This window comes from Glutamicibacter sp. ZJUTW (genome assembly GCF_008370855.1).
In the GTDB taxonomy this organism is placed as follows: Bacteria; Actinomycetota; Actinomycetes; order Actinomycetales; family Micrococcaceae; genus Glutamicibacter; species Glutamicibacter nicotianae.
Genome location: NZ_CP043624.1, coordinates 2,337,914 through 2,351,338, shown reverse-complemented (window position 1 = coordinate 2,351,338; position 13,425 = coordinate 2,337,914). Strand labels below are relative to the sequence as shown.

The window sequence follows — 13,425 nt, the reverse complement described above, 5'->3', positions numbered from 1 at the left end:
CCCAGCCAAGCGATAGGTTTCACCCCAATGCATTGATAGGAATTGAACCGCGAAGGAGAAAACGAATGAGCAACAATCCGCCAGCCCACGGCGTGACTACCACGGAGCCTGAATTGCGCTTGACTGACTTCCGTGCTCAAGACCTGTCTGCGGTGCACAACTTCGCTGCTGACCCACTGGTGTGCCGGTACTCGACGTGGGGCCCTAACCAGCTGGCCGATACCCAAAAATTCCTTGCCGATGCACTAATCGAGCAACCGCACCGTCGCTTGCGAGCGATCATGCTTGGCGATGTGCTCATTGGTTCTGCGTCAGTGTTGGCAACCGACCGGAATGCCAAGGCCGGAGAGCTTGGCTACACGCTGAATCGGGAATACTGGGGCAACGGATACGCCACGGCTGCCGTGGGACACCTGCTCCGACTGGGGTTCGAAGATCTTGGTTTGGAACGAATCAGCGCAACGTGCGATGCCAGGAATGCAGCTTCCATCCGCGTCCTTGAGAAATCCGGTTTCAAGCTCGAAGAGCGCAGCACCGAAGACCCGGAAAACAACAAAGGACGGGTTGAAACCCTGGTCTTCGGATTGCACCGAACCTAACTGTGGTCAAGCGCCTTGCAGGTACATTGGCAGTACTGCGATGAGCATGTCTAGAGACGAGGAAACCTGAATGAGACTCCATCACGTTCAGATATCAATGCCACGTGGTGAAGAATCTGAAGCTCGACGATTCTACGGTGAAGCGCTGGGACTTGCCGAAGTTCCCAAGCCTGCCTCCCTCGCCAGAAGGGGAGGATGCTGGTTTCGTGCTTTCAAAGCGGATGCCGTGGTGGCGGAAATCCATCTTGGCGTAGACGATTCATTCGTACCGGCCAAGAAAGCGCATCCGGGATTAGTTTGCGACTCGATCCACGAGCTGGAAACTCTCGCTGAACGCATCGGCTCCATGGGCTATGAACTGTCTTGGGCTGAGCGTGAAACCTTTGAAGGATATCTGCGGTTCCACGCGCGTGACGGATTCGGGAATCGATTGGAAATCATGACTCCGGCAAGCTAGCACAATCACATTACGTTCGGGAGGCCTTGTGGAACCGATGACTTTCGCAGCAACCAGGGATCAAGCCGTGCCAGATGATGTCGCGCGATTGCTTGCCTCTGTTCCCGAGTGGTTTGGCCAACCTGAATCCAACGCGGAGTACATCCAAGCCGCGCGGAGCAAGGAAACCTGGACCGTGCGCAATGCCGCCGGCACGGTACTCGGTGTTCTCTTGGTCGACCGGCACTACGCCCACAGCATCGAGATCCATCTAATGGTGGTCGACCGCGAACTCCATGGAACTGGAATCGGGTCGGCCTTATGCTCAGCCATTGAAGCCGACGCGCTCGCCGGGGGAGTTCAGCTGCTGCAGGTCAAGACCTTGGGGCCTTCGCACCCGGATGCAGGCTATGCGAAGACTCGTCGCTTCTATGAAAGCCAGGGATTCCTGCCGCTGGAGGAAACTGACCTCTGGGGACCCGAAACGCCCTGCCTGATTATGGTGAAACCACTAGCCGGCAAGCAGCGAGGGAAGCGAAATGGCGCATGATTTCCGGCCGCATGGGGGAAAGCTGGGAGTTCATCTTGCGGTTGTTTCGCTAGGGGAACTGGAGCCGTAGACTGGGCGCAATCCGCCACGACGTTAGGAGATCTCCTTGTCTGATATTTCAGCTCTTGCCCAGAACCTCGCCCAGCAGCATGCTTCAGGGAAGTTGCTGGTCATGCCCACCGTGTGGGATACCTTCAGCGCCAAGGTGGCGGTCGAAGCCGGGTTCGAATCCCTGACCATCGGCAGCCATCCGGTCGCAGATTCCATAGGCAGCGCTGACGGCGAGCAGATGGACTTCGCAGACTACTTGGCTGTGGTGCAACGCATCACCAGCAGCGTCGACGTGCCGGTCAGCGCCGACGTCGAGTCCGGCTACGGACTGGATCCCGAAGAACTCTTCGAACGCGTCGCCGCAGCGGGTGCAGTTGGAGTGAATATCGAAGATGTCCTCCATCGGGAAGGAGGCCGTGTGCGCGAACGCCAGGAGCATGCGGACTACATCCACGGCGTCCGCCAAGCGGCGGATGCTGCTGGCATCGACTTCGTGATCAATGGACGCACCGATGCTGTGAAGCTGGCTGACAAGTTCGCCGACCCGCTGGGTGAGGCTATCGAGCGCATCAAGCTGATGGAGCAGGCCGGTGCGCGCAGCGTGTATCCGGTGGCGCTGGCCGATGCGGATCAGGTAAGGCAGGCCGTGCAATCGGTTGGAATCCCGGTGAATGTCACTGCCCACCCGGTCACGGCGCACGCCGCCGGAGACTTGGCGGCCTTGCGAGAGCTGGGAGTTCGCCGGGTGAGCTTCGGACCGCTGTGGCAAATGTGGCTGGCGGAGGTCTCCGGCAGGCAGCTCGGGGAGTGGCTCTGAGCTCTTGCCAGATCGTGTAATTGCACCTCGCTGAGGCAACAGTCGTACGCTGGAGGCATGGACGATCGGCAAACCCCGCATGAAACGGCACCCTCCAGACCTCAGGTTTTCCGTGAGATCCTGGAGAACCTGTCGCCAGGGTATTTCGCCCTGACGATGGGCACTGGCATTGTTTCCATTGGCCTTCACGAAGCCGGATGGGACCTTCTCTCCGGGATCCTGCTGGCGTTTGCCGTGCTGTCGTATGCAGTGCTGTGGGTGCTGTACATCTGGCGGGCAATTGCCTTCAGCGGAGCCATGAGGGCTGAACTTCGCCGACCGGAAATGGCCTTCGGGTACTTCACAGTCGTTGCCGGCACCGATATTCTCGCGGTGCGGTTGGGAGCCGAAGGGTTCAGCGCGATCTCCATGGTGCTCGTGGCCCTGGCCGCCATTCTCTGGTTCATCTTCGGCTACGTGCTGCCGTGGCAGGTCTTCCTGAGCCGGGACGGAAAGCCGATCCTCTCCCGGGTCAACGGCACCTGGTTCATCTGGGCGGTGGCCAGCCAGTCCTTGGCCATCGGCCTGAGCGTTATCCAGCCGCATGTTGCGAACGGGCAATCACTGATCGGCTTGCTTGCCGTGCTGACCTGGTCGGTAGGCGTCGCGCTCTATGCCGGCATCGCCGTGCTGGTGCTGCTGCGGATCGTGCACTTCGGGATGACTCCGAAAGAATTCGAACCACCGTATTGGGTGGCCATGGGAGCCATGGCCATAGCCGTTGTTGCGGGCAGCAAGATTGTCGGCATGGAATCCACGCCAATGGTTGATGCCACCCGTGCGCTGATTGCGGGGACAGTGGCGGCTTTCTGGAGCTACTGCCTCTGGCTGATTCCAATCCTGGTGGGAGCTGGCGTGTGGCGGCATGTGGTGCACCGCGTTCCGCTGGTGTACGTGCCCACGCTATGGTCAATCGTCTTCCCTGTCGGAATGTTCGCGGTCGCCTCGATCAACCTTGGACGGGTCGACTCGTTGCCGGTGGTGGAAAGCATCGGCCACGGGTCGCTGATCGCCGCGGTGCTGGTGTGGGCTGTGGTCTTCGTTGCGATGATCCGCCACTATGTGCTGCTCGCGTGGCGCAGCCGCACCCGCAGCTAATTACTGATTCCTTAGGCCTTGCCGATGCTCTGGGTGTCCTCAATGGTTGCAGCATGAACGCGGACAGATCGGCACGCGGTATGGTTCCGCCCAACCGGCCGGGTTCGCCATGCCGTGTGCGACCGTTTCGCGGCCGCTGCTGGGGCAGCGGGGATCGAACCGAGCAGCTGCCCCGACAGGCCGAAAATCATTCTCCGCATTCCCCGTACCCGTTAAGCATTATTCATGGTCGGCGAGTTGATGAAATGCTAACTTAGGCCACAGGCGGCTATATCAACCCAAAGCACCGAGGCGCGTCATAATGAATGATTTTCCTGCTCAATCTCCATCTGGCATGAAGCAACGTCGAAGAGCATTCGCGTGGCAACCCGAATCCGATACGCTCATTGCTCTGGCCACCTTGCTGGCGTTTTCCCTGTGCTACTCCGCGGGAACCTCGATCAACAGCCTTTTCCTCTGGCTTGGCATTCTGGTCTTCGGCACCGCCATCCCACTGTGGACGGTGCTGTGCCAGCGGCGTGAAACCTTGGCCGGGGTGGGGATCACGAGAAAATTCCTGCTGACGTCCCTGGCTGTCTCTCTGGTTCTGGGTGCCGGATCCGCCTACCAATTGTTTGCCTTGTCCAATGCCATGGGTGCCGATTTTGCAAGCCACCTGGTGGCGAACTTCCTGGTCCTGTGGGAACCATTCTTCGTCTTCGGCTGGCTGTATCTGCGGTGGGAACGCGCCTTCGGATGGTTGCCCGCTATTGTGCTGACCGGACTTGGCTTCATGATCCAGCACCTCGGATCGGTCCAGTTGGAAGCGGCAGCAGGCTTCGGTGTTTTCGCAATCATGTTCGCGATTGCTTTCTCCCTGGTGCGCAATCTGGCCGTGCTGTGGCCGCTGTTCTATCCTGTAGCCAGCGGGATCGGGACCTTGCAGGCGGGGTTCGTGATGGGATGGGGCGATGCCGGCATTTCGGCCATTGTCCTGGTGCTCCAGCTAGCGATTTTCTGGTGGATCAACAAGAAGGCCAAGAGTCTGCCTGCGGCTTAGATCATCGTGCCGGCAGCGTAGGCTGCCTGCCCGACATGCACGGACGCATCGTCCATGATCGATACCAAGCGCACCGCACGCGTTACTGCTGGATTCCAGCTGCGATCGATGATTTCGTCCAGTTCTTCTTCGCCCAGCGTGGCGGCGTAGCCGCTGAGCGCGGACAGGCACGCGGCCAAGTAGTCCACGAGCAGCTGCTGGTCGCTCACGGTAATCTGGCGGGCCTGTTCGGCACTATGCCCGTAGCCCATCGAATCACCGAGCTCGCCTAGGTTGAAGCGTGCACGGAACTGCGCCCAGAGTTCGGGTTGGCCGCTCAGCGCCGAGAGCTGGGTATCGGCTTCGCGTCCGGCATGCCACAGCAGCCAGGCAATCGAGTTGGGATGGTTTCCCGGATGGGCATTGAGCTGTTCGGCGCTCAGCTGCGGCAGGGCCTGCGCCGCGTCAATTGGGCGCTGGGCCAGATCGGCCAGAATCTCGGAGGCGTTCATGATTCCACCGGTTCCTCTTCCCCGCGATGCCAGTCGCGGTCTTCGGTATCGGCAACGAACCCGGCGGCGAGATAGGTGGCAACGGCTGCGCGGTTCTCGCTGGGCGTGCACACCAAGGCACTGGACGCACCCATTGACCGCAGCTCTGCGGCGGCGGCCAGGCTGATCGCCGTGCCGAACCCCTGGCCGCGAAAAGCCGGGTGCACCGCAATGGGTTCCAGCAGTCCTGGCCGCCCGGAACCAGCGGACCAGACCCCTGCGACGGCCAGCGGGTTCATCTCCCCGTCGTAGGCGGTGAGGCATTGGCCCTGATCATAGATGGGAGTGCTGGCCATGGTGTGCCAGCGCTGCAGCGCCCGGGCCAGATCCTCCTGCGTGAAATCGCTGCCGCGAAAGGCGTTGAGGTGCACTTCCATCCACTGGCCGGCCAGGGAAGCATCAATCCGCCGGAAGGCCAGTTCAGGCAGCTGCACCGGAGCATCCAGGGCACGGCGCAGGGGAGTCCAGGCTTCACCGGGCATCCAGCCATGGTCCTGCAGGATCTTGCCCAGTGCCGTTGCGCCGCGGGCTTCGATGCTGGCGCTTTCGGCCGGGAAGATCTGGTTTTCCGCAGAGCTGAGGTCGGCATGGATCTGCTCGGCCAGGGGCTGGATGTCGACAAAGTCGGGATGCAGCGCCATGCGAATCAGGTTCGGTCCATCGAGCAGGCCGATGGCATAGATGGATTCGCGGTCCGCCCAGGCCCGCAGGCCTTGTGCGGCGGCTTCCATGCCCCGCATGGCGTACCAGCCCACATCGCCTGGATGAAGTTGCACCGGCAGGCCGTCACGTTGCCAGCTGGCGAGCTCGTCAACGAGGTCGGCAACCTGCGCCGCGGCTGGAGTATGCATTCGAAGGCCCATTGGCCAATTCAAGCACTGGGCCTGCCCGGCGGACAAGGGTACGCAAAGGGCAGCGGGATGGCAGCTTCCCCAGGATGCTGCGCTCCCGCTGCCCATGCGTGCGAGTGCCTCCGGCCTACAGTTCGACGGTGGCTTCCCAGGCCGAGTGGATGGCGCCGTGGATGTGCCCTCGCGCAGCTTGTTCGGCAGTTCCGGGTCGGCCAGCAGCTGGCGGCCCATGGCGGCGAAGTCGACCTTGTTCTCGGCAATGGCCTTCTCCGAGATTTCCGGAAGCATGCGGCCCACGGCGATGACCGGGATGGAGACGTGCTTCTTGATTTCGGCGGCGTTTTCCAGGTAGGCGCCGACCTTGTTTGGCAGCGGGCCGTCGGTGAAGTTGTCGAACGGGTTGCGGCCCCAGCCGGTGACATGGATGGCATCCGCGCCGGCGGCTTCGAACAGCTTGGAAGCTTCGATGGACTCCTGCAGGCTCAACGCGCCTTCCTGGCCGTATTCCTCGCCGGCCACGCGCACCAAAATCGCCAGCTTGTCGCCGACGCGTTCCTTGACCGCGGAAATGACTTGGCAGGCCAGGCGGGCGCGGTTCTCCAGCGATCCGCCGTATTCGTCGGTGCGCAGGTTGTCGCGCTGGTTCAGGAACACACTCAGGATGTAGCCGTGGGCCACTTGGATCTCGATGGCGTCGGCCCCGCCCTTGGCCACGCGCTCGGCGGCGTCGGCCCAAGAGGTGATCAGCCAGTCGATGTCTTCCTTGGTCATCGTGTGGTAGGTGGTCTGCTTGCCCGCGGTGGCGGCGCCCATCTTGGCGAGCTCTTCCGGGGTGCAATCGGCCAGTGCGTCCATCGAGTAGCGGTAGTCCGGCTCATTCGGGGCGAGGACCGGGCGGTCATTGGCGGTGTCGACTCGGGCCACCTTGCCGTGGTGGGTCGACTGGATGCACAGTTTGGAGCCGGCAGCGTGGATGGCGTCGGCCAGTGCCTTGATGCCGGGGATGAACTTGTCGTCAGACAGTCCCGGTTCCTTCATCGACGCGGCGCCGTAGGGGACGGCGATGGCGCAGGCGCCGGTGATGATCAGGCCGGCGCCGCCAGCGGCGCGAGCGGCGTAGTGATCGATTTCGGACTGCTCAATCTCGCCGCCTTCGGACACATTCATGTCCATCGCCGGAAGCACGATGCGGTTCGGGGTGCTCATGGGCCCGATCCGGCCTTCTGACATTAGATGGGAAATTCCTTGTTGCTCATGACAACATGGTACCGGTGGAAAACACTCCGATTTGCGTGAGGGTACCAGATTGACTGCGATAAAAGCAGGTAAAATTAATGACTAGCGTAAATACAATCAGTCCACCTAAGTAATCTAATCTTTGGTTCGATCTACTATCGACAGAGAATTACTGAAAAGAATTCTATTTATATTGCCTAAGTCAACGATAATTAATTTCCATATGCGGAGATTAAATGTGCGCACCAATCCCATTGCAAAGTGATGGGCATCACTGTCGCGGTAGGCCTGAAGCATGTACTGGGAAAATATCGTCTTCGATGCCGAGAACCCGCGGCGGCATGGGGAATTCTGGGAGGCTGCACTCAAATGCCAGATGCTCACCGATAACCAAGGGGGCTACGAAACACGCTTGCAGTTGCCTGGGGAGCGTTACCTGGATCTGTGTTTCCCAATCGTCCGTGATCCGGATCGTGCCCGGCAGCGCGCGCACCTGATCCTCCGCAGCGGCGCCCCTCCTGCCGAAGACCTTGGTGCGGAGCTGCTGGATGCTCTGGAAACCCGGCTCGACGCCGCAGGAAACGAGTATCTGCTCCGAGCCGACGGCAAGCCGGCAAGTGGCTTGGTGCTCGAAGCCTTCCAACTTGCCTGCGCTGACCCGGCAGGTGATGCAGAATTCTGGAAGCAGCTGCTTGGCTGGGAAATCGTAGCGCGATCCCCGATGGTGCTGGCCGACCCAACCGGCGTGGGCCCGCGTCTGGTTCTCGTCCGCGAAGCGTCGCCCAAGACAGCGGCGAAGAATGCGATCCACCTTGATTTGCGTCTTGAGCAGGCGGAGAGCATGGATGACGCGCTTGCTGCGATCTGCGCATCGGGTGGAGCTGAGCTGGATGGGCCGTGGGAGGGATTGCCATGGCGGGTATTCCAGGACCGCTCAGGAAACGAATTCTGCGTCTTGGCGCCGTCGGCTTCCTCTGATGACTGATCCGGAGACGTCCGGGGTGGCCAGCCGGAAGCATCGATTCTACGCAAGGAAAAACGTGCAGCTGCATCTCGGTACAGAGCACTCCCACGCAATGGTCCCAGGACGGCCACGTCGTGGAATCGTGGTGCTGGCGCTGCTGCTGGCCACTTTGGCTCATTTGCTGGCCCAGCTGTTCTGGCCTTCCGGGTTGCTGGCCAATGCCACGCAGATCCTGCTGATGCCGCTTTTGGCAGGAGCGGTTATCTCCTTCACCACTTCGCCGCGCGGCAGGCTGATCCGGCTGGTGCTGGCAGCGCTGTTCTTCTCCTGGGTCGGTGATGCCCTGCCGCGGTTCATGGATGGAGACCCGGCATTCCTGGCCATGGTGGGCGCGTTCCTGGTCGCGCAGTTCTTCTACATTGGCGCTCTGGCAAGATACTGGAAATCTTCGATACTGCGCCGATGGTGGATGCTGTTTCCCTATCTTGCGGCATTCGCAGTGCTGCTGATCCTTTGCTCACCCGGTGCCGGAGCGCTGCTTGCCCCGGTGATCATCTACGGCTTGGCATTGATGGTGATGGCCATCCTCAGCACTGGGCTGGGACCCGTCGCGGGTTCCGGCGGCGCAATTTTCTTCCTTTCCGATTCCTTGATCGCACTGCGCTCATTTACGGACATTGGCATTCCCGCGATGGGATTCTGGATTATGCTCACCTATGTGGCCGGGCAGGCCATGATCAGCTATGCCGCGAGCCAGCGCGATGCACAGGAGAAAAGCACGACGACATGCAGGTAAACCACCTCAGCAGAATCCCGTTGTTCATGGTGCATGGCAACGGCGTAGACCACCGGATTCTCAAGCCGCTAGAAGCAACGCTGGAGAAAATGCGGATTTTCGACTTGCACTACATCGACTTGCCTGGCTTCGGCACCTGCCCGCCGCTTGAAAATTCCGGTGGCCTGCCAGAACTGGCAAGCTGGTTGGAAGCGCTGATCCGGCAAACCGCGGGCGAGGGAAGATTTGCGCTGCTGGGCAATTCCCTTGGCGCCTTGCTCTGCCAAGAGATGGCCGACAGGTTTCTTGGCCAAGCTCAAGGGCTTTTCCTCCTGGCGCCAGTAGTCTTTCCTGATGCCGCTCGGCGTACCGTGCCAGAGCAGCAGGTGTCAGTAGCAGACCCTCTGCTTCTGGCTGAGCTTGATCCACACCATGCGCAATTATTCTCTGACGTAGCAGTGGTTCAATCACCAGAAGCATGGCGGAAGTTCGCGCAGTGGGTGCTGCCCGGGTTGGACTGCGCGAACTTGCGAGCCATGGCTAAGCTGTCACGGCGGTACTTCCTGGACCCGCTGCCCGTCGAGCGTGGAAACCAGCTGGATATTCCGGTCACGATCGTGTGCGGGAAGCAGGACCATGTCACCGGATACCTGGATCCCGAGCGGCTCGTCCACCGGTATCCCCTGATGAAGCTCTGCGTGCTTGAACCAGCGGGCCATAACGTGCACCTTGAGCAGCCCGAACAGGTCTTGGCCGAATTGCGGGACTGGGCGCAACGTACCGGCGGCCTGCAGGAACGATCTTGATCCGGATGGAAAGGTCCTATCCGATGACGCGCAACGCTCGATTGGGACTTGAGGAAATGCCGGCATCCGGCTACATTTCGAAGCAGCAACTACGGTTTTGCCTGAGCAAGAAAGAACTTGGCATGGACGAAGCTCTCGTGCTGCGCGAGTTGGCGAGCATTGATGAAGTGCCTGACCTATTGGATATCTGGCGCAGTTCGGTGGAACGCCGGAGGGACTTCCTCTCAGCTGCTGACATTGATGCAGTGGCAATCGCCCTGGAAGCAATCTATAGCCAGTCGGTGACCGTCAGAATCGCCCAGCAAGGCCAGCGCATCATGGGCTTCGCAGCCTGGAGCGATACACGCATTGAGCTGCTCTGGGTGCGGCACAGCGATCGCCACAAGGGTGTGGGCCGTGTTCTGCTGGAAGCAATCGTCGCGCACACTCCCGGCATCAGCGTGCATCTGGATTGCCAGCGACAGCCTGCCATTTCATTCTTTGGCGACTGCGGATTCTTGGCAGTCGACGGAGGTCCAGAACTGGTGCCACAACGGATCACGTTGCGCCACACAGAATCTTTGCCCCGAATCGTGGCACCATAGTTCCATGAGTGAAAATAGCCGTGAAATACGGGAAGTCAGCATCAAACGCGTCGAATCACGCAAGTACCAGGCCACCAGCCTGGAATCCGGCGCCAGCCTGGAATTCGGCCAGGGCGAAGGGCTGCTGACGCCGGTGGAGCTTCTGCTGGCTGCCATTGCCGGGTGCTCAGCGATCGATGTTGATGTGGCGACTACCCGCAGAAGCGAGCCTGAGAACTTCGAAGTCAAGGCGAGCGGCTACAAGGTCTCCGAGGACTCGGCTAGCCGAATGGAAGACATCCGCCTTGGCTTTGATTTGAAGTTCCCCGATACCGAGGAGGGGCGCAAAGCGGCCGGCATGGTTGAACGCATCGTCAAGCTATCCCATGACAAGTACTGCACGGTTTCTCGCACCGTTGAGCTAGGTGCCTCAGTGCAGAGCGAAGTCCTCAACCAGGCCTGATGCATTTCGTGCGGATCCCAGATTGCTAATGGCCAATGGCTGACTCCGCAACAGCTTCCAAGGCAATTCACGGATTCGAGCGCGACACGAATTTCCCAACATTGCGTGAATCAGTTGTCGTTATGGCTTGATTGTTCGAAAAACGTTGAATCCAGTGTGAATGAATCATGCATCCGCAATTCGGGGTATGAAAGTCCATCGATTCAAGCTGGCAGTACGGGTCTTTGCCCTAGTCAGCGGAGAACCTTCATCGTAGGGTCAGATTGTCCCTACGTTGAAGGAGCAGCAATGCAGTCTGAGAACGTTTTAGGCAATATCGACTGGGCGTCGATGCTACAAAAGGTTGGCATCGCGCTAATCATCCTCATCATTACGTGGCTTCTCGCGCGCATCGTTCGGTGGGCTGCCGCCAAATTGGTGACCAGGGTGAAGTTCCTGCAGAAGCAGGGCAATGACGGAGAGCAAATAGGCCAATCTCTGGGCAAGGTTGCGGGACTTATCGTCTGGCTGTTCGGCCTCGTGGCAATCCTGCAAGTATTCGCGCTATCTGAAGTGCTATCGCCGGTGCAGGGCCTGCTCGGCGGCGTCATGGCCTTCATCCCCAACCTCATCGGTGCGGGCTTCATCTTCTTCATCGGCTACGTGATCGCCAATATCGTTCGCCAGCTGCTGAAGACCGGTTTGGGAACTGTCGACTTCAGCGGGCTGGTCCGCAAATTGACCCCAGGCGATGAACCGGTTGACGAAGTCCAGTCTCGCGAGTCCCAAGCGAAGATCGTTGACATCATTGCCAATATCGTCTTCGCCTTGATCCTGCTCGTCGTTGCCATTTCGGCACTGCAGGTCTTGGGCATCGCGGCAATTTCGGACCCTGCCCAGCAGATGCTGCAGCTTGTCTTCACCGCAATACCGCAGGTCATCATGGCCTTGGTGCTCTTGGCCGTCGGTATTCTGATTGCCAAGTTCGTCGGCCAGCTGCTTGAATCAACCCTTCACGGGGTGGGCACCGACTCCGTTGTTGCCCAATGGGGTGTTGTTCCCGAAGGCAAGAGCGCTTCGGGAATCATCGCTGGCATCGTCAAGATTGCCATCGTTCTGTTCTTCGGCGTGATGGCGGCCCAGATGCTGAACTTCCCGGCGATCACCAACATCCTCAATGAAATCCTGGCCTTGGGCGGCAAGATTCTCTTCGGCGCAGCAATTATCGCCGCAGGTTTCGTCATCGCCAACGTCATCGGCCGTTTCTTGGGCGACACCACCGCTTCAAAGATCATCCGCTACACGGCAATCGCGTTGTTCGTGGCAATGGGCTTGAAGTACATGGGTATCGCTGATTCGATCATCAATATGGCCTTCGGTGCAATCGTCATTGGCGCGGCTTTGGCCGCGGCGCTGGCCTTTGGACTTGGTGGTCGCGATGCTGCGGCTCGCACGCTGAAAAAGATCGAGGCCAATCAGGCCACCGACGGCCCGGATTCGACGCCGCCGGCATCAACTCCAGGCATCTAGCCAATATCACTAAACCTGAGGGACAGATAAAAAGTCGCGGAACCCGAAACCGGATTCCGCGACTTTTTGTTGCCCGCCAAGCTACGGCTGCGTGCTCCACGGCAACGGCACTACGTCGGGGACCTGATCAGTCCGCAACCGCGCGTAGGCGTACACGTCAACGCGTTCTCCAGCAACCAGGAACTTACCGCGCTCGACACCCTCTCGCAGGAACCCGTTGCATTCGGCAACACGCTTCGATCCAGGATTGTTCGCCCGAAGACCTAGTTCCAAACGGTACAAACCGAGCTCGCCAAACAGGTGGTTCACCAAAGTAGCCACTGCGCGAGTGGCCAGAGACCTCCCGCGGTAGTCCTGGTTCATCCAATACCAAACCCATGCGTTCTGATTGGCTGGATCGACAGTACCGCAGACCAAACCGACCAGCCGGTCTCGATAGGCGACGGCCAAAGCCTGCTGCCGTTCGCCGGCCTCCATCAGGGCACGCACGTACGATGCGGCCTTTTCCGGAGTGTCGGCATCTCCTTGGCGATCCATATCGGCATTGGAGGAAAAGGCTTCGAAAACAGCTTCGGCATCCGATTGGCGCAGCCTGCGAACCGAGAAATCGTCGTCGACTAATGCGGCCTTGTTCGGTTCTGCAAAAGAAAGCTGCCGCGCAGCGGGCGTGCCCTGATGGAAGAACAGCTGCCAGCGATCCTGCTCATGGATCCACAGCGAACTGCGCTCGCTGGCGGATCCCGATAGCAACCTCCAGCGCAGAAGCACCGCTTGATCGGCAACCTGGATTGCCACGGGGCTGCCGACTTCCCGAGATCCGGAATCCCGTTCCGGCTCCTGGGCCAGCTGGGCAATGATCGACTCGCGATCGTAGACACGGCCGCTGGCACCCACTTCGGAGAACTGCGGATGCAAGTACCGTTCCAATTGCCCTCGGCTATGGCGCTGGCTGGTTTCCAAGAGCTCCTGCTCCAACGAAATGATCGTGTTGGACAACGCAGATCCCTGGGGAAGCACGCGGGGGAAGTCATGAGATGCCATGTCAACTAGTACATCACAGAAGATGACGGAGCTGCGGTTGCTCCAGTTCGACTTTATG

The 13,425-nt window shown here is 59.9% G+C and carries 15 protein-coding genes; 12 read left to right on the top strand and 3 right to left on the bottom strand.

From position 1 onward, the window contains the following. The first annotated feature begins 65 nt into the window (after positions 1 to 65). From F0M17_RS11040 to F0M17_RS11015, 6 genes are all read left to right on the top strand, one after another. The gene (locus tag F0M17_RS11040; protein WP_073705944.1) at positions 66 to 599 is read left to right on the top strand and encodes a GNAT family N-acetyltransferase; all 534 of its coding nucleotides are present in this window, start codon (positions 66 to 68) and stop codon (positions 597 to 599) included. 70 nt (positions 600 to 669) lie between these two features. After that, positions 670 to 1,056, top strand: a complete 387-nt coding sequence (locus F0M17_RS11035; RefSeq protein ID WP_073705945.1) for a VOC family protein — start codon at positions 670 to 672, stop codon at positions 1,054 to 1,056. Between the two features lie 67 nt (positions 1,057 to 1,123). Beyond that, positions 1,124 to 1,585: an N-acetyltransferase gene (locus F0M17_RS11030; protein ID WP_246857052.1), complete on the top strand. Its 462-nt coding sequence runs from the start codon at positions 1,124 to 1,126 to the stop codon at positions 1,583 to 1,585. Between the two features lie 106 nt (positions 1,586 to 1,691). Continuing rightward, complete coding sequence (locus tag F0M17_RS11025; protein ID WP_073705946.1) at positions 1,692 to 2,453, top strand: isocitrate lyase/phosphoenolpyruvate mutase family protein; 762 nt, start codon at positions 1,692 to 1,694, stop codon at positions 2,451 to 2,453. 57 nt (positions 2,454 to 2,510) lie between these two features. Further along, on the top strand, positions 2,511 to 3,590 hold the full coding sequence (locus F0M17_RS11020) for a tellurite resistance/C4-dicarboxylate transporter family protein (protein ID WP_149597116.1): 1,080 nt from the start codon (positions 2,511 to 2,513) through the stop codon (positions 3,588 to 3,590). Between the two features lie 334 nt (positions 3,591 to 3,924). Beyond that, positions 3,925 to 4,629, top strand: a complete 705-nt coding sequence (locus F0M17_RS11015; protein ID WP_149597115.1) for a hypothetical protein — start codon at positions 3,925 to 3,927, stop codon at positions 4,627 to 4,629. Here the strand turns inward: F0M17_RS11015 and F0M17_RS11010 are convergent. Both F0M17_RS11010 and F0M17_RS17465 read right to left on the bottom strand, forming a co-directional pair. Beyond that, complete coding sequence (locus F0M17_RS11010) at positions 4,626 to 5,120, bottom strand: DinB family protein (RefSeq protein ID WP_149597114.1); 495 nt, start codon at positions 5,118 to 5,120, stop codon at positions 4,626 to 4,628. The genes F0M17_RS11015 and F0M17_RS11010 overlap by 4 nt on opposite strands. Next, positions 5,117 to 7,216: a GNAT family N-acetyltransferase gene (locus F0M17_RS17465; RefSeq protein WP_168202007.1), complete on the bottom strand. Its 2,100-nt coding sequence runs from the start codon at positions 7,214 to 7,216 to the stop codon at positions 5,117 to 5,119. The genes F0M17_RS11010 and F0M17_RS17465 overlap by 4 nt, the downstream gene beginning before the upstream one ends. A gap of 325 nt (positions 7,217 to 7,541) precedes the next feature. Here F0M17_RS17465 and F0M17_RS17460 point away from each other — a divergent pair, with 325 nt between their 5' ends. From F0M17_RS17460 to F0M17_RS10975, 6 genes are all read left to right on the top strand, one after another. Beyond that, a complete protein-coding gene (locus F0M17_RS17460) occupies positions 7,542 to 8,231 on the top strand; it encodes a VOC family protein (protein WP_168202006.1) in 690 nt (229 codons plus the stop codon). Between the two features lie 55 nt (positions 8,232 to 8,286). After that, a complete protein-coding gene (locus F0M17_RS10995) occupies positions 8,287 to 9,006 on the top strand; it encodes a lysoplasmalogenase (protein ID WP_158024639.1) in 720 nt (239 codons plus the stop codon). After that, the gene (locus F0M17_RS10990; RefSeq protein ID WP_073705952.1) at positions 8,997 to 9,791 is read left to right on the top strand and encodes an alpha/beta fold hydrolase; all 795 of its coding nucleotides are present in this window, start codon (positions 8,997 to 8,999) and stop codon (positions 9,789 to 9,791) included. The genes F0M17_RS10995 and F0M17_RS10990 overlap by 10 nt, the downstream gene beginning before the upstream one ends. 5 nt (positions 9,792 to 9,796) lie before the next feature. Continuing rightward, positions 9,797 to 10,375 (top strand): GNAT family N-acetyltransferase, encoded by a 579-nt coding sequence (locus tag F0M17_RS10985; RefSeq protein WP_246857187.1) that lies wholly within the window; start codon positions 9,797 to 9,799, stop codon positions 10,373 to 10,375. Between the two features lie 4 nt (positions 10,376 to 10,379). Next, the gene (locus F0M17_RS10980; protein ID WP_066140532.1) at positions 10,380 to 10,817 is read left to right on the top strand and encodes an OsmC family protein; all 438 of its coding nucleotides are present in this window, start codon (positions 10,380 to 10,382) and stop codon (positions 10,815 to 10,817) included. Between the two features lie 288 nt (positions 10,818 to 11,105). Continuing rightward, positions 11,106 to 12,326, top strand: a complete 1,221-nt coding sequence (locus F0M17_RS10975; RefSeq protein ID WP_073705954.1) for a mechanosensitive ion channel — start codon at positions 11,106 to 11,108, stop codon at positions 12,324 to 12,326. A gap of 81 nt (positions 12,327 to 12,407) precedes the next feature. On the opposite strand, the gene F0M17_RS10970 is transcribed toward F0M17_RS10975, so the two are convergent. Then, positions 12,408 to 13,367 carry a GNAT family N-acetyltransferase gene (locus tag F0M17_RS10970; RefSeq protein WP_168202005.1) on the bottom strand — a complete coding sequence of 320 codons (960 nt, stop codon included), beginning with the start codon at positions 13,365 to 13,367 and terminating at the stop codon, positions 12,408 to 12,410. Positions 13,368 to 13,425: the final 58 nt, after the last annotated feature.